Source organism: Azonexus sp. (assembly GCF_030824335.1).
Taxonomy (GTDB): domain Bacteria; phylum Pseudomonadota; class Gammaproteobacteria; order Burkholderiales; family Rhodocyclaceae; genus Azonexus.
On sequence record NZ_JAVBXX010000017.1, the window covers coordinates 101097 to 123698 of the forward strand.

Consider the following 22602-nt stretch of genomic DNA (forward strand, 5'->3'; position numbering starts at 1 on the left):
CGATTTACAGAAGTTGATGTTCGGTGAGTTTCTTGCGCAGCGTATTGCGGTTGATGCCCAGCATCTCCGCGGCCAGCGTCTGGTTGGTGCCGGCCTTGGCCAGGACCACTTCAAGCATCGGTTTCTCGACGCTTTTTAGGACCATATCGTAGATGGCGGCTGGTTTTTCGCCGTCCAGGTCCCGGAAATACTGCTCCAGTGCGTTGACCACGCACCGCCCCAAATCATGTTGGCTCATGCTGCCAACGCCTCCTCTGTGTATTTTAAGTGTCGATGCTCTTCCGCCAGTCGGAGGAAGAAATCGTTCACTGCCTGCATCTGTTGTTCGATGCTGGGCAGGACGTTCATTTCCTTGCGGAAGGCCGCCGAGCCAACCAATCCCTTGGTGTACCAAGAGATGTGTTTGCGGGCGACCTTGAACCCCGTTTCCGGGCCGTAGAAATCGTAGAGGTCAGCCAGGTGCGCCTTGAGGATCGCGTGGATCTCGCTGACTTCGGCCGGCGGCAGGTGCTCGCCGGTCTTGAGAAAATATTCGATCTCGCGGAACAGCCAGGGACGGCCCTGAGCGGCGCGACCGATCATGATGCCGTCGGCACCGGTGACGTCGAGCACGTGCTTGGCTTTTTCCGGCGTCGTGATGTCGCCGTTGGCGATCACCGGGATTTTGATCAGTGTTTTCACCATCGCAATGGTGTCGTACTCGGCCTCGCCGGTGTATTGCTGGCAGCGCGTCCGGCCGTGGATGGCGACGGCGCGCACGCCGGCGGATTCGGCAATGCGGGCGATGGTCGGTGCGTTCTTGTTGGCCAGGTTCCAGCCGGTACGGAATTTTAGCGTGACCGGGGTATCCGGCACGGCGGCAACCACCGCGTCGAGAATGCGGCCGACCAGGGTTTCGTCCTGCATCAGCGCCGAGCCGGCCATCACGTTGCAGATTTTCTTGGCCGGGCAGCCCATGTTGATGTCGATGATCTGCGCACCGTTGGCGACATTATGCTGCGCCGCCTGCGCCATCATCGCCGGGTCGGAGCCGGCGATCTGCACCGAGATCGGCTCGACTTCGCCGTCGTGATTGGCCCGCCGGATGGTCTTGGCGCTGCCATAGAGCAGCGAGTTCGACGTGACCATTTCGGACACGGCCAGCCCGGCCCCCATTTTCTTGCACAACTGGCGAAATGGGCGATCAGTCACCCCGGCCATGGGCGCGACGAACAGATTGTTGCGAAGCTGAAAACCGACGAATTCCATGGGCAAAAAGGGGGCTTGGTAAGGCGGGGAAGCCGCGCATTTTACCCGAGTCGGCGCCTAAAAAATAGTCAAATGTTTCGTCGCTGGAAGTAAAAAGCACCGGCAAAAGCCGGCGCTTCGTGATACGAAATAAGTTAAATAACGCCTTGGGCCAGCATCGCATCCGCGACCTTGACGAAGCCGGCGATGTTTGCCCCATTGACGTAACTGACCTTGCCGTCGGCTTGCTGGCCATACTGCACGCAGGCATCGTGGATACCCTTCATGATGCCAAACAGGCGGGCGTCGACCTCTTCGCGAGGCCAGGAAAGGCGCATCGCGTTTTGACTCATTTCCAGCCCGGAAGTGGCGACGCCGCCGGCATTGCTCGCTTTGCCTGGCGCGTAGAGCACGCCGGCCTTTTCAAAGACGCTGACAGCACCGGCGGTCGACGGCATGTTGGCGCCTTCGGCGACGCAGGTGACGCCGTTTTTGACCAGGGTGGCGGCGTCGTTTTCGTCCAGTTCATTCTGCGTGGCGCAGGGCAGAGCGATGTCGACCGGGATGTGCCAGGGACGAACGCCTGGTATGAATTGCGTGCCGGCGACTCGTCTGGCGTATTCGTCGACGCGGCCGTAGAGATGGTTTTTGACTTCCATCAGCTCAGCCAGTTTTTCCGGCGAGAAGCCGGCTTCATCGACCACCGTGCCGCTCGAGTCGGAAACGGTAACCACTTTGGCGCCAAGTTGCATGGCCTTCTCGATCGCGTATTGAGCAACATTGCCCGAGCCGGAGACGGAAACCCGCAGGCCATCGAAGGACTTGCCGGCGCGCTTCAGCATTTCGTCAGCAAAATATACGGTGCCGTAACCGGTGGCTTCCGGGCGAATCAGCGAGCCGCCGAACGCCAGGCCCTTGCCGGTAAACACGCAGTCGGCGCGGTTGGATAGTTTTTTCATCATGCCGGCCATGAAGCCGACCTCACGACCGCCGACGCCGATATCCCCTGCCGGCACGTCGGTATCCGAACCGATGTGGCGGAACAATTCGCTGACGAAGGCTTGGCAGAAACGCATCACTTCACCCGGGCTGCGCCCCTTCGGATCGAAATCGGAACCACCTTTGCCGCCGCCCATCGGGAGTGTGGTCAGCGCGTTTTTGAACGTCTGCTCGAAGGCCAGGAACTTCAGAATGGAGAGATTGACCGACGGGTGGAAGCGGATGCCGCCCTTGTACGGACCGATGGCCGAACTGTGCTGGATACGGTAGCCGCGATTGACCCTCACTTCGCCGTGGTCATCGACCCAGGCAATACGGAACATGATCACCCGCTCGGGTTCGATCAGGCGATCAAGCAGGCCGTGTTCGGCGTATTTTGGGTGGGCTGAAATGAACGGCCACAGGCTTTCAATGACCTCGGTGACGGCTTGCAGAAACTCCGCTTGACCCGGATTGCGTTCGGCGACGTAAGCGAGGAATTCTTCCAGATTTTTGTATTTCACGGACTTTCTCCAAGGTGCGCACTAAAAGTGGGCATTTTGCCGCGAAAATGAAATTCGTGCACCGCAATGGTGCGTCTGTGGTGTTTTTTGGTGTTGGATCAAGCGGCCATCAAAAAATGAAAGCCAGTGAAAGTGCTCCGGCAAACAGCAATTGATGACCGGCTGTGCGCGCAAGAATGCTGTTGAAAAGCACGCCGGGGAGGGTTTTCCGGAAGCTGTTTATCAGTTGCCAGGCCAGTGGCAAGATCAGCAAGGGCAGCAAGATGAAACCGCCAAGAGGGGTTAGCAAGTGAAGTAGCGGTAGCAGGGCGTAGGGGAGCAGCATCTCGCTGCGGAATATCCGCTGCATGGCCGGACGGCCGAGGCGAACGGCCAGCGTGTTCTTGCCATTTTTGGCGTCGCCGTCGAGGTCGCGATAGTTATTGACACTGATCACAGCGGCAGCGTGCAAGCCGACCAGGGCGCCGGCCAGCAAGGCGGTTGGTGTCAGAGCTAAGGTTTGCAGGTAATAGCTGCCGCCGACGGCGACCAGGCCGAAGAACAGAAAAACAAAGCATTCGCCCAGTGGACCGTAAGCAATCGGCCGGCTGCCCCCGGTGTAGGCCCAGCCGGCGCCGAGTGAGGCGAGACCGATGACGACAATCGGCCAGCCGCCGTGCCAGACCAGGTAGATGCCACAGATGAATGCTAATGCAAAGGCTAGCCAGGCCCCGGCTTGAACCCGCACCGGGGTTAGCCAGCCCTCGGCCGTAGCGCGTTTCGGGCCGAGTCGTTCCGGGGTGTCCGTACCACGCAGGAAGTCACCGACATCGTTGAACAAATTGGTGCCGATCTGGATGAAAATCGCCCCGAATGCGGCAGCGAGCAGCGGCAACCACAACACCAGTCCGCTATCGTGCCAGGCGATGGCGGTGCCGACGAGCACCGGCGACAAGGAGACCGGCAGGGTTTTTGGCCGGATGGCGAGGAACCAGGCAGTGCTTGTCTTCATGCAGCCTCGCTCGGCGGGAAATGAGGCGAGCTTATCAGCAAGGTTTGACTAAATCCGTGAGTCGGATCAAGGCCAGGCACGAGCGCCCCAGATCATGCGTTTGGCGACGAAGTGGCGGGCTGGCGGAAAAACGTCGAGCGCCAGCAGGCCGAAGCCGCGCGCCAGTTTGAGCGGGCCGCAGTCGTTGGAGAAAGCACGGACGATCTTGTCGGTGAAGAAGGCGCCTGCGCGTCGGTCGAGTTGGCGGGCGCGGACGTACTTTTCCAGGCTGTCGCGGTCGACGCCGTTTTTGAGCAAAATTTCCGCCAGTTGCCAGGCATCGCGCAGGCCGAGGTTGAAACCCTGGCCGGATACCGGGTGCAGTGTTTGCGCAGTGTTGCCGATCCAGACTTCGTTGCCCTTGTGCAGCGTGTCGCGCATGCGTAGTGCCAGCGGGAAGCGGCTGCGGCGGCCCGGTTTGGCGAAGCTCATACGGTTGCCAAACTGGATTTGCAGCGCGGTAATGAAGGCGTCGTCGTCGAGTGCCATGACCGCGTCGGCTTTTGCTGGTGGCAGCGTGAATACGATGGAGAACTCATCGCCAAGCGGCAGCAGCGCCAGCGGGCCGTCCGGCGTGAACCGTTCCCAGGCGCGCCGGCCGTGTCCCGGTGTTGGCGTGATTTCGCAGATCACCGCGTGCTGGGCGTAATCGCTGACCTTGACTTCAGGGTCGTCGGCCGGCGTGCCTTCGGCGTGTACCAAGAGCTTGCAGCGGATGCGGCGCAGCGTGCCGGCATGGCGCAGGGCGACGGTGACGCCGCTGGCATCCGCCGTGGTGTCGAGGATTTCGGTTTCGGCGAGCAGTGCACCGTCAGTCAGTCGGGCAGCCAGCGCAGCTGCGAGATCGCGGTAGCGGACGACGTAGCCGAGCGCCGGCAGTTTGTAGTCGGTGCGGTCGATCAGCGTGCGGCCGAAGCCGTCCTTCTGCGACACGTGGATGGTTTCGATCGGCGTTGCTGCCCGTGTCGGCCAGCCTTCAATCTGTTCGAGCAGTTCACGGGCGCCGTGCGACAGCGCCAGTGCGCGCGGGTCGGCCTGCAGCGCCTGTTGCGGTCGACGGTCGATCAGCAGCGATTTCTGGCCGCCGGCGGCGAGCGCCAAGTGCAGCGTCATGCCGACCGGGCCGGCGCCGATGATCAGGATGTCGGTCTGTTCGATGCTCGCTTGTGCACATTCAGTCATGGCGCATCACTTCCTCGATCTCGGCCACCGTCTTCGGCGCCGTCGTGTAGACATTACAGCCGTCGGCAGTGACGCGCACGTCGTCCTCAATGCGGATGCCGATACCGGCCAGTTCGGCGGGTATGTCGGCGCCCGGGCGGATATACAGGCCGGGTTCGACGGTCACGGTCATACCCGGCTGCAGCGTCGTCCAGTCGTTGCCGATCTTGTATTCGCCGGCGTCGTGCACGTCCAGGCCGAGCCAGTGGCCGGTGCGGTGCATGTAGAAACGGCGGAAATCGCCTTTTTCGATCAGGGTGTCGATATCGCCGGTCAGCAGCTTGAGGTCGACCAGGCCCTGTGTCAGCACGCGCACGGCGGCGTCGTGCGCTTCCATGAAGTGGCGGCCGGGAGCGGTGGCATTGATGGCGGCAGCCTGCGCGGCCAGCACGATTTCGTAGACATCCTTCTGCGCCGGCGTGAAGCGGCCGCTGACCGGGAAGGTCCGGGTGATGTCGGCGGCGTAGCCTTCGACCTCGCAGCCGGCGTCGATCAGTACCAGCGTGTGGTCGTTCAAGAGCTTGTTGTTGTCGACGTAATGCAGCACGCAGGCGTTGGCGCCACCGGCGACGATCGGCGAGTAGGCGTGGCCGTCGGCGCCGCGCTTGCGGAATTCGTAGGACAGTTCGGCTTCCAGCTCGTACTCGGCCATGCCCGGGCGGCAGGCGTGCATGGCGCGGGCGTGGCCGGCGCTGGCGATGTCGGCGGCGCGCTGCATGATCGCCAGTTCGGCCTCGTCCTTGGTCAGGCGCATGGCGTCGAGCTCGGCGCGCAGGTCGTGCACCGCGCGTGGCGCCCGTTTGCCGGCGCGGGCCTGGGCGCGGACTTCGTTGAGCGCCCTGGCGATCCGTGCGTCCCAGGCCTCGTCGTGGCCGATGGCGTGCCACAGCGTGTCGCGGTCGACCAGCAATTCGGGCAGTTTTTTGTCGAGCTGCTCGATCGAATACGCCGCATCGAAGCCAAAGGCACTTTTCGCTGCTTTCGGGCCGTAGCGGTAGCCGTCCCAGATCTCGCGCTCTTCATGCTTGTCGCGGCAGAACAGGATCGACTTCGCTTTCGTGCGACCGTTGGCGCCGACCAGCACGATCACCGCTTCCGGCTCCGGGAAACCCGAGAGGTACCAGAAGTAGCTGTCGAAACGGTAGGGGTAGTGCGCGTCACGGTTGCGCACGACTTCCGGCGCTGTCGGGATGATGGCGACGCCACTGCCGATGGTCTGCAGCAGGCGCTTGCGGCGGGCGAGAAAGGGGGCGTGGCTCATGCGGTTTTCAGTTCCTGGTCAAGTTCGGTGAGCCGTTCCGGCGTTCCCACGTCGACCCAGCGGCCGGTGTAATGTTCCCCGGCCAGTGTGCCGGCGGCAATCGCTGCGTCGAGCAGTGGGCGCAGTTTCATCGGCTGGCCGACCGGAACATGAGCGAACATGGCCGGCGAAAAGACGCCGATGCCGGCATAGGTGAATGTTTGCCCACCACTGGCCGGGATGACCCGGTCGCCGGCCAGCGCGAAGTCACCGGCCGTGTGGTGTGCCGGATTGCTGACCAGCAGCAGGCGGGCGCCAGCGTCAGGGCATTTTTGTTCGATTGCTGCGGTCGACCGTGAGAATTGGCCAAAATCCACGTCGCAGAAGACATCGCCATTGACGACCAGAAAGGGCGCATCGCCGAGCAGTGGCAAGGCCCGGGCGATGCCGCCGGCGGTTTCCAGCGCACCCGGTGGTTCCGGCGAGTAATTGATGGTGAGTCCCCACTTCGTGCCATCGCCTAGCGCAGCTTCGATCTGCGCGCCGAGGTGGGCGTGGTTGATGACCACCTCGCGGAAGCCGGCAGCCGCCAGCTTTTCCAGGTGCCAGACGATCAGCGGCTTGCCGCCAACCTGCAGCAGCGGCTTCGGCGTGTGGTCCGTCAGCGGCCGCATGCGTTCGCCGCGGCCGGCGGCGAGGATCATCGCTTTCATCGGCGTTTAGCGGCGGTAGCCGATCTGCTCGGTATTGCCCTCGAGCTTGTCGAGCAGGTTGAGCAGCGGTTTGAGCGGGATGTAGCGGCTGGCCGTCTTGCGCGCGTAGTTCATGAAGCGCGGCAGGTCTTCGCTGTATTTTTCCTTGCCGTCGCGGTACTTGAGGCGACAGAAGATGCCGAGTACCTTGAGGTGGCGTTGCAGGCCCATCAGCTCGTAGTCGCGCCAGAAGTCGCCGAAGTCGGTGCGTACCGGCAGGCCGGCGGCACGGGCTTTTTCCCAGTAGCGGACGACCCAGTCGATTTCCTGTTCTTCTTCCCAGGAGATGAAGGCGTCGCGGAACAGCGAGACGACGTCGTAGGTGATCGGGCCGTAGACCGCGTCCTGGAAGTCGATGATGCCCGGCGTCAGCGTTTCGGCGCTTTCGACGACCATCAGGTTGCGCGGCATGAAGTCGCGGTGGACGAAGACCTTGGGCTGGTTGAGCGCCGAGTTGATCAGGAACTTGAAGGTCCGGTCGAGCATCAGCAACTCGTTGGCGTCGAGCTGGACGCCGAGGTGGCGGCCGACGAACCATTCCGGGAAGAGGTCGAGTTCGCGGCGCAGCAGGGGTGCATCGTAGGGCGGCAACGTGGCCGCCGTTGACGACAACTGCCATTTGACGAGGACGTCGAGCACCGGGCGGATCAGCGTATCGGCCAGCGACAGGTCGGCGTTGAGCGCGTCGAGGTAACCGATGCGGCCGAGGTCGGTGAGTACCAGGAAACCGTTTTCCAGGTCCTGGTCGAGGATGCGCGGTGCCGCCAGGTCGGCCTTGGCGAGCAGGCCGGCTACCTTGATGAAGGGCTTGCAATCTTCCTTCTCAGGCGGTGCGTCCATCAGGATGCGCGTGCTGCCGTCCGGCCAGGTCAGACGGAAGTAACGGCGAAAGCTGGCATCGGCTGAGGCCGGTGCGAGGGTGACGGATTGGTTCGGGAAGCGACTGGCAACCCAGTCGGTAACAAGTTGATCGCGCGACATCGAGTAGGGGAAGGTTCGTTGTAGAATTGCCCGATTTTAACACTCGGGCATCGACCATTCCGGTCAAGACCCGCTGCGAATGCTCTGATGACTGGTTTCTCCCGACGTCCGATTGCCGTGCTGGTCTGTTGCCTGTTTGCCGGAGCCCCGGCCGCACATGCGGCAGTGGACGGCTTGCGCATGGACTTGCCGCCATCGTTCGACGAGCCGGTGAAGTATGTGCTGACCGATACGCCGGTGGTCACGGACAGTTCTTTGGGGTTGCGTGTTGAGCGACGTTTCAATGTGCTCGAGCGCTACAAAGCAGCGAACAAACTGGCGGCAGCCGGCAATGCGGCACCCTTGCCGCGGTCGGATAGTCGCTATCCGATGTTTCTCGTGGCCGATCAGATGGGTGGCCAGACTGACGAGTTGATGGTCGCTGAGGGCAGCGTGGAGTTGCGTCAGTCCGGGATGCTTCTGCAGTCGAACCGGCTGGTTTATCGCCCGCTTGACGATGAACTGGATGCAACCGGTGATGTCCGGCTTTTCCAGGAAGGTGCCGAGATACTGTCAACGCATCTGCGGATGAAGTTGGCCGAGCAGATCGGTTTTGCCGAGCATGCAAAATACTCCATCGTTAAGGAAGTCGACAGCAAGCTGTATCCGCAACGGCAGACCGTGGTGACGGTAGCCAGCGTCAATGGGGCGAACAGTGGTGCGCCGATGATGCTCAATGTCGCGAATATTTACGGTTTGCCGACCAAGTTGCCGCCGCAGCGCCAGTCCACCGCCAGCGGTCAGGCCGAGCGCATTGATTTCGAGGGCGAGAATCACATGCGCCTGACGGATAGTACGTTTTCGACCTGCAAGCCGGCCGATCAGGACTGGTATTTGAAAGCCGGGCAGATCAATCTGGATTACGACGAAAATTACGGGCGGGCCGAAGATGCCTCGCTGTGGTTTCAGGGGGTGCCGCTGTTTTATACCCCGAAGGCCTGGTTTCCGCTCCGCAACCAGCGGCGCTCCGGTGTGCTGAATCCTTCGCTCAAGCAATCGACGAAAACCGGTTTTGACGTGACGGTACCGTATTACTGGAACATTGCACCGAATTACGATGCCACTTTCTTTCCGCGCTTCATGAGCAAGCGCGGGGTGCAACTCGGGGTCGAAGGGCGCTATCTGGGGACGGCGCACAACGGTGAAATTCGTACCGAGTACATGCCGGACGATACGACCGAGAATCGCAGCCGTTATGCCTACTCGTTCAAGCATTGGCAGGGTCTGGCGCCGGGTCTGGCTGCTTCGGTCAACTGGAACGGGGTGTCTGATGATCGCTACTGGGAAGACATGTCTTCCCGTTTGATGCAGACCTCGCAGGTCCAGCTTGAACGGCGTGCCGCATTGGATTTCGTGCCCAGCCCGTGGTTGCATACTTCTTTGCAGGTGCTGCGTTACCAGACGCTGCAGCCGGATCCGGACAACCTGATCCAACGCCCTTACTTCATTGAGCCGCAACTGAATCTTCTGGGCTACCGGCCTAATTTGCAGGGCATGGATTTCAGCGTGGTTGGGCAGTACACGCGCTTTACCCATAACGACACCCTGAACAAGGACCGGGGCGACCGGCTGGTTGTTTATCCCCAGTTGAGTTTGCCGATCATTTCTCCGTCTTTCCAGATTACGCCCAAGCTCGGTTTGCACATGAGCAGTTTTGCCATCGACCGGTCCACGCTCTCCGGTGCCGGTTCGGAGCGGATTTCCCGCGTCTTGCCCACCTTTACGCTCGATTCGACCGTGGCGTTCGAGCGCGAAGGCGAATTGATGGGGAGCGCCTATATCCAGACCCTGGAACCCCGGCTGTATTACGTGAATATTCCGTACAAGGATCAAAGCCGGATTCCGGTATTCGATACCGGCTTGGCCGACTTCAACTTTGCCCAGGTGTTTTCCGAGAACCGTTACAGCGGCTATGACCGGGTTAACGACGCCAACCAGTTAACGGCGGCCGTGACTTCGCGAATTCTTGATGGCACGACGGGGGCTGAACGCTTCAAGGCCATGATCGGCCAGCGTTACTATTTTTCCCAGCGGCGCGTCGTGATCCCAGGTGAAACGCCGCGCGACGACGAGTTTTCCAATCTGATTGCTGCGGTCAACGGCTTGATTGCACCCAAAACCTACGCCGAAGCCACTTGGGAATATAACTACAAGGAAAAAACCAAGGACCGTCTGTCGGCTGGTGTGCGTTTCCAGCCCGATTACGGCAAGGTGTTGTCGGCCAGCTACCGATATACGCGTGATCCGCTGACCGACAAGTCGGTGGTCGATCAGGTCGATTTCGCGGGGCAGTGGCCGCTGGCACCCAAGTGGTATGCGGTTGGCCGTTATAACTATTCCTTGCGTGACAACCAGATGCTGGAGGCCATCGGTGGTTTCGAGTACAACGCCGGTTGTTGGTCGGTACGTGCTGTGGCACAACGTCTGGCGGCTGTTTCAGGTACCCCGAATACCAGCCTGTTCCTGCAGTTGGAGTTGCAGGATTTTGCCAGCATCGGTTCCAATCCGCTCGGGCTGCTCAGGCGCAGCATTCCCGGTTATGGTAAAACCAACGAATTGCCCTCTGATCGTAGCTTGATTTCCAATTACTGATACCCATGCAAAAAACTCTTCGAAGCCTGCTCATTTCCTTGGGCTGCCTGCTTGCCCCGGCCATTCATGCGGCACCTGCCGAGGTGCAGGAGGCCGATTACATCGTGGCAGTGGTCGGTGATGGGGTGATTACCCATAACGAACTTAGTGCGCGACTTTCCATTGCACTCAAGCAACTGGAAAAACAGGGCACCCCCTTGCCGCAGCGTGATGTGCTGGAGCGACAGATGCTTGAGCGCCTGATCATGGAGCGCTCGCAGTTCGCTTTTGCCAAGGAAAGCGGCCTGAAAATTGACGATGCACAACTGGATCAGGCGATTGGTCGCATCGCGGCCAACAACAAAATGTCCCTGCAGCAATTCCGCAAGACACTGGAAAAAGACGGGATCGACTACGCGGAATTTCGCGATGAAATTCGCGGCGAAATGATCATGGCGCGCCTGCGTGAGCGCGAAGTGGAAAGCCGGCTCGTGGTTTCCGACAGCGAAATCGACAATTACCTGAGCAGTCAGACGGCCAGCGGTGGCGGCGACGAATACCAGTTGGCCCACATTCTGCTGCGCGCCCCGGAATCTGCCACGCCGGAGCAGATCCTGAAACTGCGTCAGCGGGCTGAACTGGCATTGGCCAAGGCACGTGCCGGCGAAAACTTCGCCGAACTGAGCGCAACCTTCTCCGATGCACCGGATGCCTTGCAGGGCGGCGAGATCGGCTGGCGCCCGCTGGATCGCCTGCCAACACTCTATGCGGATGTTTCGGCCCGCCTGCAGCCGGGTCAAGTCAGCGATCTGCTGCGTTCTTCGGCCGGTTTTCACATTGTCAAACTGCTCTCCAAGCGGGGTGGTAACGCACCGGTTTCGATCATGCAGACCAATGCACGGCATATCCTGATCCGGGTTAACGAGGTCGTTTCCGAGGCTGAAGCAAGACACCGTCTGGCTGCCGTGCGGGAGCGCATCATCAATGGGGTGGATTTTGCCGAACAGGCCCGCCTCTGGTCGCAGGATGGCACTGCTGCCAAGGGGGGCGATCTGGGCTGGCTGAATCCCGGGGATACCGTGCCTGAGTTCGAGCGGGCCATGAACGCGCTGAAACCGGGCGAATTGAGCCAGGTGGTCCAGTCTCCCTTCGGCATGCACCTGATCCAGTTGATCGAACGTCGTGAACGCGATGTGTCGGCTGAGCGTCAGCGTTCAGTCGCCCGCCAGGCGATCCGCGAACGCAAGCTGGACGACGCTTATCAGGACTGGTTGCGTCAGTTGCGTGACCGCACCTACGTCGAGAATCGCCTGGAAGAACAATGAGCCAGCCTGTGATCGCCGTAACCAGCGGCGAGCCGGCGGGCATCGGTCCAGAACTTTGTCTGCGTCTGGCTGGTTGGTCGGGTGAAGGTCGGCCGGTCGTGCTCGGCGACCGCCAACTGATGCAACAACGCGCCGACCTGCTCGGTCTGGATGTGGAATTGCGCGATTTTGTCCCCGGATTTTCGGAAAATATTGCGACCATAAATACAACGGCTGGCCCTGGGACCATAAAAACAACGGCTGGTCGCACGGTCGACCGCAATATTCTGGATATTTTGCACATCCCGCTTGCCGTTCCTGCACAAGCCGGTGTGCTCGACGCCGCCAACGGCCACTACGTGCTGGCGCTGCTTGATCGCGCGCTGGCCGGCTGCCAATACGGCGAGTTTGCCGCGATGGCGACGGCGCCGGTGCACAAAGGCGTGATCAATGACGCTGGCGTCGCCTTTACCGGGCACACCGAATACCTTGCCGAAAAGACCGGTACACCGCTGGTCGTCATGATGCTTGCCGGTGATACGCCGAACGGCCCTTTGCGCGTTGCGCTGACCACCACCCACCTGCCTTTGAAAGATGTGCCGGCCGCGATCACGCCGGACGTACTGGCGCATACGCTGCGCATCCTGCACACCGATCTGCGCGGCAAATACGGCATTGCCGAGCCGCGCATCCTGGTTGCCGGGCTCAATCCGCACGCTGGCGAAGGCGGTTATCTTGGCCGGGAAGAAATCGACATCATCATCCCGGTGCTCGATAGACTGCGCGCCGAAGGCATGAATCTCTCCGGCCCGCATCCGGCCGACACGATGTTTACCCCGCCCGTGCTGGCCGGTGGCGATGCCGTGCTGGCCATGTTCCATGACCAAGGCCTGACCGCCCTGAAATACGCCACGTTCGGCAAAGGCATCAACGTCACGCTGGGCTTGCCCATCATCCGGACCTCGGTCGACCACGGCACGGCGCTGGCGCTGGCCGGTAGTGGTAAAGCCGATGCCGGCAGCCTGTTCGAAGCAGTCACAGAAGCGGCCCGCATGGCTGCAAGGAAAATGGCATGAGAAATGACATGGGAAACGTCATGAGAGTCGCAGTATGAAGGGACACGTTGCCCGAAAACGGTTTGGCCAGAACTTTCTCGTCGATAGTGGCATCATCGGCGGGATCGTTTCGGCGATCAACCCGGCGCGCACCGACACCGTTGTCGAAATCGGCCCCGGCCTTGGCGCCATTACCGTGCCGTTGCTTGAGCGCGTCGATCATCTGCACGTCGTGGAAATCGACCGCGATCTGATCGCCCGGTTGAAAAAACAACATCCGGCGGAACGCCTGAGCATTCACGAAGGTGACGCGCTGGCTTTCGATTTTGCCAGCATCGGCCGTGACCTGCGTCTGGTCGGTAATTTGCCGTACAACATCTCGACGCCGCTGCTGTTCCATCTGGCCGATTACGGTCCGCTGGTGCGTGACATGCATTTCATGCTGCAGAAAGAAGTGGTCGAGCGCATGGTCGCCGAGCCCGGTTGCGCCGACTACGGTCGGCTGTCGGTGATGCTGCAATACCGTTTCTGGCTGGAATGGCTGATCGACGTGCCGCCGGAAAGCTTCGACCCGCCACCCAAGGTGGACTCCGCCGTGGTTCGCTTGATTCCCAGGGATCCGGCGCTGTTGACCGCAAAAGACCTGGGCAAACTCTCGGCCATCGTCCAGGCCGCCTTCGCCCAACGGCGCAAGATGTTGCGCAATAATCTCAAGGGCATTCTCGATGACGCCGGCTTCGCCGCCCTCGAGATCGCCCCGACCGCCCGACCGGAAAATCTGGCGGTCGATGATTACGTGCGTATCGCCAACTACCTGACGAAATAAAACCCGCCGTAGCGGGTTTTGCTGGAAGGGGCTGCTGGCCTCAATCCTTCTTGATCGGGCAGGTGCTCAGGCCAAGCATCGGGTAGAGCGGGCACCAGCCCATCAGACCCGTTGCCAGCGGCACGATGCCGATCCAGGCCCAGACCGGGCCGCCGGTCAGTGCCCAGGCAATCAGTGCGATGCCGGCCACAATACGCAGGATTTTGTCGATTCCGCCAACGTTGCTTTTCATGATGTGTTCTCCGAGAGGTTTGTAGACGACCTCAATTTAACGTTGGCTTACCTGTCAGTATGTAACTTGAGTCACACAGAGGCGAGTTTCTGCAGGCCGCCGCGGTCTGTGACGGTCAACTGCTCGCGGCCCAGTAAAACCAGGTTTTGCGCGGCAAAGCCCTTGAGCAGGCGACTGACGATTTCACGCACGCTGCCCAGTTCATCGGCCAACTGCTGGTGCGTGACGTTCAAGGTGTCGCTGTTGCGGGCCAGGATCAGTTTTGCCAGGCGCTGGTCGAGTCGGGCAAAGGCGACTTCTTCGACCAGTTGCATCAGTTCGCCGATGCGTTCGGCAAACAAGTGGAAGACGAAATCGCGGAAGGGTGTGTGGTCGACCAGCAGTCGGGAAAATTCGCCAAGCGGCAATATCTGCAGGGTGAGCGACGTTTCGGCAATGCCTCGGGCGTTGTAGTCGGTACGACCGAGGAGGCAACTCGATGAAATGATGCACGAGCCACCGGGCGCGACGCGATAGAGCATCAGTTCGCGGCCGCTGCTGGCTTGTTTGACCACCTTGATGCTGCCGTCGAGCAGGAGTGGAAATCCCTGGCAGGGCTGGTGTTCGGCAAAAACCTGTGTGCCGGCTGGCAGGTGCATGGTGGCCTGTGCCGGGAGTAGCCGGTCAAGTCGTTCCGGTGCCAGAGTGGCCAGCGCCGGGTAGAGTTTCAGCAGTTTTTCGCGGTCAACCGCAGGAATTTGCATTTTTTCAATCGATGCTTGCCCACACCGGGGCGTGGTCGGATGGCCGTTCGCGTTTGCGTGGTGCACGGTCGACGCCGGCGGCGCTGCATTTTTCAGCCAGGGGTTGGGAGAGCAGGATGTGGTCGATGCGCAAGCCGAGGTTTTTCTGAAAGCCGAGCATGCGGTAATCCCACCACGAGAAGGTTTTTTCCGGTTGTTCGAACAGCCGGAAGCTGTCGGTCAGGCCGAGCTTGAGCAGGCGCTGGAAGGCTGCGCGTTCCGGTTCGGAGACCAGAATGCAGTCTTTCCAGCGTTTCGGGTCGTGCACGTCGCGATCATCCGGGGCGATGTTGTAGTCGCCACACAAGGCAAGCTGCGGGTGCCCGGCCAGTTCGCCTTCCAGCCAGCGGGCCAGCGCATCAAGCCAGCGCAGCTTGTAGTCGTATTTGTCGCAGCCGACTTCCTGGCCGTTCGGCATGTAGGCGCAGACGACCCGTACACCATCAATTGTGCCGCTGATCAGGCGCTTTTGTTCGTCGGGAAACAATGGATTGCCGCAAATGACGTCCTCAATCGGTGCTTTGGCCAGTAACGCCACGCCGTTATAGGTTTTTTGCCCGGAGAAGGCGACGTGATAGCCGGCGGCTTCGATTTCAGCGCGCGGGAAATTGTGGTCCTCCAGCTTCAGTTCCTGCAGGCAAAGGACATCGGGGGCGGCCTCGTTGAGCCAGTCAAGCAGATGTGGCAGGCGAACTTTGAGGGAATTGACATTCCAGGCGGCTATTTTCATGGGATAAATACAACGGTCGGCGAAGGACTGATTCTGCCACAGGCTGCTTTGCTCTGGCGGGAGTGGACAATCTGCTAACAGTCGTAGATGATCTTAACCCCTACTCACGTAATGGATGAAATGATGCGTTCTGGTGCATTTGTTCTGCTGTCGTTCAGCTTGCTCACGCTTCTTTCGGGATGTGCCGGTAATCCATTACGTAGTTACGATGCCGAGTTGAAGCAAACCGTGACCTTGGTCAAGACTGGTGAGCTGGCCAAGGCGCTTGAGCAGTTGGAGAAGAACAATACTTCAATGTTCACTTCGGCCGACAAGAGCACGCAGGGAGTTGATGCTTCCGGCAAACCCAAGGACAAAACCGTATTGGATAGCTTGGCGAGTGGCAAGGACATCCTGTACTACTTTGAAAAAGGCGAGTTGCTGAATCTCCAGCGCAGTTACGGGCCTGGTCGGGATGCCTGGTTGCAGGCTGATGAAGTGGTGCGGACCTGGGAGGATGATTTTCGTCTGAATCCGGGGAAGATTTTTTCCGATATCGGCAGTTTCATCGTCAGTGATCGTGTGCGTCGCTACGACGGACAGGATTACGAAAAAGTTTTCCTGTCCACGCGCCTGACGCTCAATCACATATTGCTTGGCAATTTCGATCACGCCCGTATCGAAATGAAAAAGACCTACGAGCGGGAAAAGCTGATCGAGAGCTTCCGCGAAAAGGAATATGACAGTCTGCGTGAACAGAGCGAGAAGCAGAAGGTCAGCATGAATACGAAGAGTCTGGCGGAGAAGGGGTATCCAATGGATGAGCTCGATACGCCGGATGTCAGTGAGTTGAAAAACGGTTTCCAGAATGCTTTTGCACACTATCTGGCGGGCTATTTCTTTGAAGTGACCGGCGAGTATTCGCTGGCTGAGCCCGGTTATCGCAATGCGCTGGCGCTACAGCCGCATAGCCAGCATATCAAACAGCGTCTGGCCCAGGTCGGTCGCAAGAAGGCTGGTCCGAACGAGTCCGATGTGTTGTTCGTGGTTGAAAGCGGTTTTGCCCCAGCCTGGAAGTCAGTCACGATTCCATTGCCTATTCCGACCGGCAAGAGCATGGTCATTACGCCGCTGTCTTTCCCTGTGATCAAGTCGGAAGGCAAGGCTGTCGTACCGACGTCGTTGCGTGCGGATGGGCGCGATTTGCCGGTTGAAACCCTGGTCAATGTGGATAGCATGGCGCGCCGTCTTTTGAAGGATCAGTTGCCGGGTATTTTGCTACGTACCACCGTTCGTGCAGTCGCCAAGAGTGTGGCGCAGGACCAGGCACAGAAAAAGGGCGGGGTCGTCGGTGGGGTGATCGCTTCGGTGATTTCTGTGGCGACCGAGCAGGCTGACGAACGAGCCTGGCGCACCTTGCCGGGGCGCATTGCTGTGGCACGGGCTGTTTTGCCACGCGGTAAAGTGGCGCTGGAGTTTCAGACCGGGGCTGGCATCCATCGCACTGAAGTGACAGTGGGCAATCGCTTTACTATCATTCCCATTCGTTTGACCGGTGGTGCGGTATATGTCGGTCAACCGGAGGTGGCGCTTTACGATAATTTGCCTGCTGCCCAGCCATCGAGCAATGTCGGGGAAGCAGAAAGCAAGGCCAAGCCCAAGCGTCCGCGTAGCACTGGCAAGCGAGCTAGCGTCGTCAAGTAGCCGAAGTATTCATGGAGCAAGGTGGCGTGATGAAAAAAATAGGCATTGTGCTGGTCGGGGTTCTGCTACTCGGTAATGTCGCCAACGCGGTCGAGCGGCGAGTGGCGCTGGTTATCGGTAATAACAATTACCTGCATGTTCCCAAGCTGGAAAAAGCAGTGAATGATGCGGATGCCGTCAGCAAGGAACTCAAGAAGGTCGGGTTCGAGGTCATTCAGGTCAGCGATGGCGGTCAGAAAAAGATGAATCAGGCGGTTAACGACTTCACCCAGCGTGTTGCGGGCGGTGGGGTCGGTGTGTTGTTCTTTGCCGGCCATGGTCTGCAGATCAATAGCCAGAACTTCCTGTTGCCGGTCGACATGGACCAGCCGAAGGATTTGCTGGATGTCGAAGACCAGGCTTTGAGCCTGTCGCGCATTCAGGACAAGTTGGCGGATGCCAAAGCGAAATTCGTTCTGCTGGTGATCGATGCATGTCGCGATAATCCCTTGCCGAAGAAGGCTGGTCGCAGCATTGGCGGGACGCGTGGTTTGGCCCAGGCATCTTCGCCGAATGGGCAGATCGTCCTGTATTCAGCCGGGGCCAATCAGCAGGCGCTGGACAAGCTGAGTGACAACGACCGGCATCCGAACAGTGTATTTACCCGTGAGTTCGTGCCGATGATTTCGGCGCCCGGGGTCAGTGCAGCAGAGTCGCTGCGTCGCCTGCGCACGGGTGTATCGACCAAGGCACGGAGCGTTGGTCATGAGCAAAATCCGGCTCTCTACGATCAGACTGACGGTGACTTCTATTTTGTTCCGGGCAACACAGTTGCCGCTGCGCCAGCTTCTGGTGCTGTAACGACAGTGGTCCAGCAGGTCGATCCTGCCGCCGTCGAGCTGGAGTTCTGGTCGAGCATCAAGCACAGCAATAGCCCGGAGGATTTTCGCGAGTATCTGGCCAAGTATCCCAATGGCCAGTTCGCTTCGATCGCTCAGCGTCGTGTCGCAAGCGGAGCGGCTTCGGCGCCCACGCGCAGCAGTTTGGAGGGTAATGCGGCCGCGCCACAGCAAGTCGCCATGGCCGCTGCGCCGCCGCCCGCTTCAGCCGGTCCGAGTATTGCCAGCCGGATTGAAGAATTGGGCAAGATGCAATACCTGAATGTGACCGATCTGCGTGCCACCAAGCGGGATAACCTGCTGCGCGTGCAAGCTGAGTTGACCAATAGCAGTCATGAAAATCAGCAACTTTTTTATCGTTTGAAGTGGCTGGATCGTGATGGCTTTTCGGTTTGGGATGATGAGCCGTGGAAGCCGCTGACTGTTTATGGCAAGCAAAAACAGTTGATTCAGGTTGTCGCACCGACGTTCAAGGCGACGGATTTTCGGCTGATTCTGCAAAGCCCGAAGAATGATGCCAGCACGCCGGCTGCGGATGGCGGCTACAACCCATATCGTTGAACGTCGAGTTTCAGAACAATTTACCGAGGGAGTGTTTTTCATGCATAAGATTGTCCAGCCCACTGCACCAAAAATTCTGGTGGCCAGCCTTGTCGCTATGCTGTTGTCCGGTTGCGTGACGACAGGTTCGCCAACGACCGGTGGTGATGTCACCTATGCCGACCCGAAAGCTGTTGAAACGGTGACGACCGATCTCGGTTCCACCGATATTCAGGTCATTGCCGAGAAAATGACCGGTTCGCTGATTCAGCATCCGGTCATTCAGGAAGTGATCCGCAAGCGTCAACTGCTGATGGCCTCGCCGGTCAAGAACAAGACGAGCGAATACTTCGATACCCGTCTGATCACCGATACTGTCCTGACCCAACTGCAGAAGAACGGTATTCGTTACACGATCGAGAGCGAAGACATGCAGAATCAGGTCGATGAACTGCGTCGCCAGAATCAGAGTGGTCTGTACGACAAGTCCAAGTCCGTGAAGATGGGCAAGATGCAGGGCGCGAAATATCGTCTGGATGGCAGCATCTCTTCCATCGTCAAGAAGGGATCGTCGATCAAGGACGTGTATTACAAGATGAACCTGCGCTTGATTGAAATCGAGACCGGGATTGTCGAATGGTCTGATGAAAAGGATATTCGCAAGCAGACCAAGCGTTGATTCGCTATTCCGGGAAAGCACCATGAGACCATTCATGAAGAAAATGCTTTTGGGCTGTGCCGTGCTGGGCTACTCTTTCGTTGCTCAGGCGGCCGGCCCCCTCAGGGTGGCCGTGACGGACCTGGCTTACGAGGAACGCGTACAGGAGTATTTCCGCAATATTTCGGCAACCGAGCGTTCTTCTGTGAAGGCCTCCGGCCGCTCGAGCGAACGGGAAACAGATTTCAGCTATGGGCGCCGCTCCAGCGGCTCTCTGGATGCCCGGTCTGAGTCTTCGTTTTCCTATTCCGAAGGGACGTATTCCTATATTGAGCGCGGTGAACTGCGCAAGTTCACCGCCGATATCAAGGGAGAAATCCTCAAGTCAGGCTATTTCCAGATTACGCAGGCCAAGCCGTTTACTGCGAAGAATTCCGAAAAGCTCTATGACGTGATTGCTCGCATCAAACAGGGCATGTATCCCGGTGCTGATTATGTGCTCTTCGGTTCGATCAACAGCATCCAGTTTCGTCAGGAAGCAAATCCGATCGACAACACGGACACCGTTTCCCATACCTTGGCTCTGGAACTGGTCGCTGAATTCAGTCTGATCAATACCAGGAACTACCAGGTCAAGGCAGCGTTTTCTGCCATGGGCGATGGGCAGGATGTGAAACTCGTCTCTTCGCGCGGGGCTCGCGTTGTTTTCAACCGGGGCAAGGTGGTCACCGAGGTTTCGAAAAGCCTGGGTGTCGAAGTCCTGAAGCAGCTGGAAGAGCAACTGGCCGGGCTGGGTGGGGATGCGCCGCAGCGTGATCAGGCCATGCCGCAGTCCAGACAGCAGGAAGAAGTCATCATCTTCCGCTGAAGCGTTGGTGCATTGATCGCTGCTGCATGTTCGGGAGATCGAGACTTCGATCTCCCGAATTCCTTGATAAGAAAGATTTCACGTGACTGAAAACGAACAACCAAACGTCAACCAGAAGCAAGGGGTCATCAACAAGTGCCCAAGCTGCGGTGGCCCGTTGAAAGCATTTGTTTCGCGCTGCGAGCTTTGTGGTCATGAGCTTGCCGGTATTGGTGCCAGCAATACGGTGACCGAACTGGCCCGTAAATTCGATGAAATTGAGGCCTCGCTGACGGCAAGTGGCTTGCAGGGCAGCAAGCTGGAAAAAGAGGTCGTGGCCCGGAAGTCCCGGGTGATTCGCGATTTTCCGATCCCGAATGCGCGAGAAGACTTGCAGAGCTTGATCTATTACATCTACCCGAAAATACAGGACAACAAAAAGCCCGATCCCAATGCAGAAGATTGGCGCGTTAAATTTACGGAAGTCTTGAATCTCGCCAAGAACGCCTACAAAGGGGATGCAAAAACGCGTGCCGAGTTCGAGGAGATCGAGCGCAGTCTGAATGTCAGCCTTGCCGGTACCCTGCAGACGAGGGCCAAGCGTTCTCCACTGATGGCTCTTACTGTGGGTGGCGTTGCAATCTTGTGCGTGATCGGGCTTGCCAGTACGCAGCTTGATTCCTGGAAGCTCAAGCAATGTGAAGAAAAGTACGAGCAGGGTGCCGTCCTGGAAAAAACGCGTCTTGAAGGGATTGTCGCGACGGTCAAAAAGCAGTTGCAGGACAATACCCATGCGGCTGCCTTGACCACCCTGAACGGCTTGCAGTGGGAGTATCAGGAGTCGGCATGCAAGCGCGACGAGTTTGCGCGGGAGAAGGCTGCCTGGGAAACCCGGCGGGAGGATTTGCTGGCTCAGGTTCGTCAGGCAGAAGATGCTGTTCGTGCGCAACAGCGGGAGCAGGAGCAGCGTGTCGCAGAGAATTTGCGTGCCGAGGAAGAGCGTGAGTCAGTCCAGAAACGGGCTGCCGCCGAGCGTGCCGATGCGCAGCGCGTTGCCGAGGCTGAGCGCGAATTGACGGACAAGGTTCGACAGCGTGCCGCTGCACGCAAGAGCGCGGCTGACTGAGGCTGGGCTCCGACTCGGACGGCACAACGACAGAAAGGTTGATATGGGATTCTTCGGGAAGAAAACGGAAGGTGGAATGCTTGATGTCATTCGCTGCGACGAGGAGCAATATCTCGTCTGGAAATGGCGTCCTTCTGGAGATGCGGGCAGTACCCGCAAGGAGAATGCCATCCGCTGGGGAAGTCGTCTGCGGGTAAAGGCCGGCGAGGTCGCTGTCTTCGTTTATCAACAGGAAAATGGACCGAGCCTGGATTTCATCGAAGGGCCGTTCGACGAGACGATCAAGACAGCGAACTTCCCGGTGATTTCCAGCATCATCGGGATGGCCTATGCCGGAGAGTCACCGTTCCAGGCCGAGGTGTACTTCATCAACCTGGCCGGAAACATCAAGGTCAATTTCAGAACGCCGTATTTCGATGTCTTTGATCCGCGTTTCGTCGACTTTCCCGTCCGGCTGGTCGTAGGAGGCTCGTATCGTTTCAATATCACGGATTACAAGACATTCATCCGCTTGCATCGTCTGATCAATTTTGAAATCGGCCAGTTCTCCGACATGGTCCGGGATGCGGTGCTCAGACAGGTGAAGGGCATCGTGACCAATGCGCCGGCCGATCATGGCATGTCCGTGCTGCAGATCGAGCGCAAAATGCTCGACATCAACGATCTGATCGCGCCGCGTGTGCGTCGCGCCTTCGAGGATGAGTTCGGGGTCAATTTGCAGAGTTTTGATCTGTCGACCATAGAAATCGACAAGGAAACCGAGGAATATCGTCAACTGCGCAGTGTCACTGCCGATCTCGAGATGACGATGCGGCAGAAACAGAACGAGATCAATATCAAGAATCTGGAGACAACCCAGTCAATCAATGCGGAAAACATGGGTGAGACGCTGCGTATCCAGCGCGAACAGGCGGAACGTTTTGCCCAGTTGCAGACGCAACAGCAATTCCTGGCGGCGCACCAGATCAATCAGCAAGCCGATGTGCTCAAGGCTGCCGCCAATAATCTGGGCGCCATGGGGCAGATGAATGCCACGACGGGGGGCGACGCCGGCAGCGGAGGCGGCGGCTTCAATCCGGTTGGCCTGATGGCCGGCATGGCCGTAGGCGGTGCGATGGGAGGGCAGATGGCGAACATGATGAACAGCGTCGGCCAGAATATTCAGCAGCCGATGATGGCACCCCCGCCGATGCCGCAGTCTTTTTACCATATTGCGATCAACGGACAGAACGCAGGACCATTTGATATGGTGCAGTTGCAGCAATTGCGTGCCCAGGGGCAACTGACGCCAAATGTTCATGTCTGGAAACAAGGGATGGCGAATTGGGAAATGGCGGGGACTGTTGCGGAACTTGCGCCCTTGTTTGCGCAGGCCGTG

21 protein-coding genes are annotated in these 22602 nt (G+C 59.0%); 10 read left to right on the forward strand and 11 right to left on the reverse strand.

The features are described from left to right. Window positions 1-4: 4 nt before the first annotated feature. The 8 genes from RCI20_RS11685 to RCI20_RS11720 form a co-directional block, all read right to left on the reverse strand. Entirely contained in the window at window positions 5-238 is a 234-nt protein-coding gene (locus RCI20_RS11685) for a Fis family transcriptional regulator (RefSeq protein WP_306605693.1), read from the reverse strand. Beyond that, window positions 235-1248, reverse strand: coding sequence for a tRNA dihydrouridine synthase DusB (gene dusB / locus RCI20_RS11690; protein WP_306605695.1), 1014 nt, complete (start codon window positions 1246-1248; stop codon window positions 235-237). The genes RCI20_RS11685 and dusB overlap by 4 nt, the downstream gene beginning before the upstream one ends. Before the next feature lie 134 nt (window positions 1249-1382). Beyond that, window positions 1383-2729: an NADP-specific glutamate dehydrogenase gene (gdhA, locus tag RCI20_RS11695; protein ID WP_306605697.1), complete on the reverse strand. Its 1347-nt coding sequence runs from the start codon at window positions 2727-2729 to the stop codon at window positions 1383-1385. A gap of 109 nt (window positions 2730-2838) precedes the next feature. Further along, on the reverse strand, window positions 2839-3720 hold the full coding sequence (locus tag RCI20_RS11700) for a 1,4-dihydroxy-2-naphthoate polyprenyltransferase (protein WP_306605699.1): 882 nt from the start codon (window positions 3718-3720) through the stop codon (window positions 2839-2841). Window positions 3721-3786: 66 nt separating this feature from the next. Continuing rightward, window positions 3787-4941: an FAD-dependent monooxygenase gene (locus tag RCI20_RS11705; protein ID WP_306605701.1), complete on the reverse strand. Its 1155-nt coding sequence runs from the start codon at window positions 4939-4941 to the stop codon at window positions 3787-3789. After that, entirely contained in the window at window positions 4934-6241 is a 1308-nt protein-coding gene (locus tag RCI20_RS11710) for an aminopeptidase P N-terminal domain-containing protein (protein WP_306605703.1), read from the reverse strand. The genes RCI20_RS11705 and RCI20_RS11710 overlap by 8 nt, the downstream gene beginning before the upstream one ends. After that, complete coding sequence (gene murU / locus RCI20_RS11715) at window positions 6238-6933, reverse strand: N-acetylmuramate alpha-1-phosphate uridylyltransferase MurU (protein ID WP_306605704.1); 696 nt, start codon at window positions 6931-6933, stop codon at window positions 6238-6240. The genes RCI20_RS11710 and murU overlap by 4 nt, the downstream gene beginning before the upstream one ends. Window positions 6934-6939: 6 nt before the next feature. Further along, window positions 6940-7953, reverse strand: coding sequence for an aminoglycoside phosphotransferase family protein (locus RCI20_RS11720; RefSeq protein WP_306605705.1), 1014 nt, complete (start codon window positions 7951-7953; stop codon window positions 6940-6942). 87 nt (window positions 7954-8040) lie between these two features. On the opposite strand from RCI20_RS11720, the gene RCI20_RS11725 reads away from it, so the two are divergent. The 4 genes from RCI20_RS11725 to rsmA are packed head-to-tail and all read left to right on the forward strand — an operon-like array spanning window position 8041 to window position 13748. Further along, the gene (locus RCI20_RS11725; RefSeq protein ID WP_306605706.1) at window positions 8041-10584 is read left to right on the forward strand and encodes an LPS-assembly protein LptD; all 2544 of its coding nucleotides are present in this window, start codon (window positions 8041-8043) and stop codon (window positions 10582-10584) included. Window positions 10585-10589: 5 nt separating this feature from the next. Next, on the forward strand, window positions 10590-11888 hold the full coding sequence (locus RCI20_RS11730) for a peptidylprolyl isomerase (RefSeq protein ID WP_306605708.1): 1299 nt from the start codon (window positions 10590-10592) through the stop codon (window positions 11886-11888). Then, window positions 11885-12943, forward strand: a complete 1059-nt coding sequence (gene pdxA / locus RCI20_RS11735; RefSeq protein ID WP_306605709.1) for a 4-hydroxythreonine-4-phosphate dehydrogenase PdxA — start codon at window positions 11885-11887, stop codon at window positions 12941-12943. The genes RCI20_RS11730 and pdxA overlap by 4 nt, the downstream gene beginning before the upstream one ends. Window positions 12944-12977: 34 nt before the next feature. Then, complete coding sequence (gene rsmA / locus RCI20_RS11740; protein ID WP_306605711.1) at window positions 12978-13748, forward strand: 16S rRNA (adenine(1518)-N(6)/adenine(1519)-N(6))-dimethyltransferase RsmA; 771 nt, start codon at window positions 12978-12980, stop codon at window positions 13746-13748. Between the two features lie 40 nt (window positions 13749-13788). On the opposite strand, the gene RCI20_RS11745 is transcribed toward rsmA, so the two are convergent. The 3 genes from RCI20_RS11745 to xth form a co-directional block, all read right to left on the reverse strand. Then, window positions 13789-13980 (reverse strand): DUF2892 domain-containing protein, encoded by a 192-nt coding sequence (locus tag RCI20_RS11745; RefSeq protein ID WP_306605712.1) that lies wholly within the window; start codon window positions 13978-13980, stop codon window positions 13789-13791. Window positions 13981-14051: 71 nt separating this feature from the next. Beyond that, on the reverse strand, window positions 14052-14723 hold the full coding sequence (locus RCI20_RS11750) for a Crp/Fnr family transcriptional regulator (protein WP_306605714.1): 672 nt from the start codon (window positions 14721-14723) through the stop codon (window positions 14052-14054). A 4-nt stretch (window positions 14724-14727) separates the two neighbouring features. Continuing rightward, window positions 14728-15492: an exodeoxyribonuclease III gene (xth, locus tag RCI20_RS11755; RefSeq protein WP_306605716.1), complete on the reverse strand. Its 765-nt coding sequence runs from the start codon at window positions 15490-15492 to the stop codon at window positions 14728-14730. Between the two features lie 120 nt (window positions 15493-15612). Here xth and RCI20_RS11760 point away from each other — a divergent pair, with 120 nt between their 5' ends. The 6 genes from RCI20_RS11760 to RCI20_RS11785 all read left to right on the forward strand — a co-directional run. Continuing rightward, a complete protein-coding gene (locus RCI20_RS11760) occupies window positions 15613-17175 on the forward strand; it encodes a COG3014 family protein (RefSeq protein ID WP_306605718.1) in 1563 nt (520 codons plus the stop codon). 29 nt (window positions 17176-17204) lie between these two features. After that, window positions 17205-18614: a DUF1425 domain-containing protein gene (locus RCI20_RS11765; protein WP_306605728.1), complete on the forward strand. Its 1410-nt coding sequence runs from the start codon at window positions 17205-17207 to the stop codon at window positions 18612-18614. Window positions 18615-18654: 40 nt separating this feature from the next. Further along, window positions 18655-19272 carry a penicillin-binding protein activator LpoB gene (gene lpoB, locus RCI20_RS11770; protein ID WP_306605720.1) on the forward strand — a complete coding sequence of 206 codons (618 nt, stop codon included), beginning with the start codon at window positions 18655-18657 and terminating at the stop codon, window positions 19270-19272. 34 nt (window positions 19273-19306) lie between these two features. Next, window positions 19307-20119 carry a hypothetical protein gene (locus RCI20_RS11775; RefSeq protein ID WP_306605722.1) on the forward strand — a complete coding sequence of 271 codons (813 nt, stop codon included), beginning with the start codon at window positions 19307-19309 and terminating at the stop codon, window positions 20117-20119. Window positions 20120-20201: 82 nt separating this feature from the next. Then, on the forward strand, window positions 20202-21224 hold the full coding sequence (locus RCI20_RS11780) for a hypothetical protein (RefSeq protein ID WP_306605724.1): 1023 nt from the start codon (window positions 20202-20204) through the stop codon (window positions 21222-21224). Window positions 21225-21300: 76 nt separating this feature from the next. Beyond that, on the forward strand, window positions 21301-22602 hold a 1302-nt coding region (locus RCI20_RS11785; protein ID WP_306605726.1), incomplete at its 3' end, for an SPFH domain-containing protein.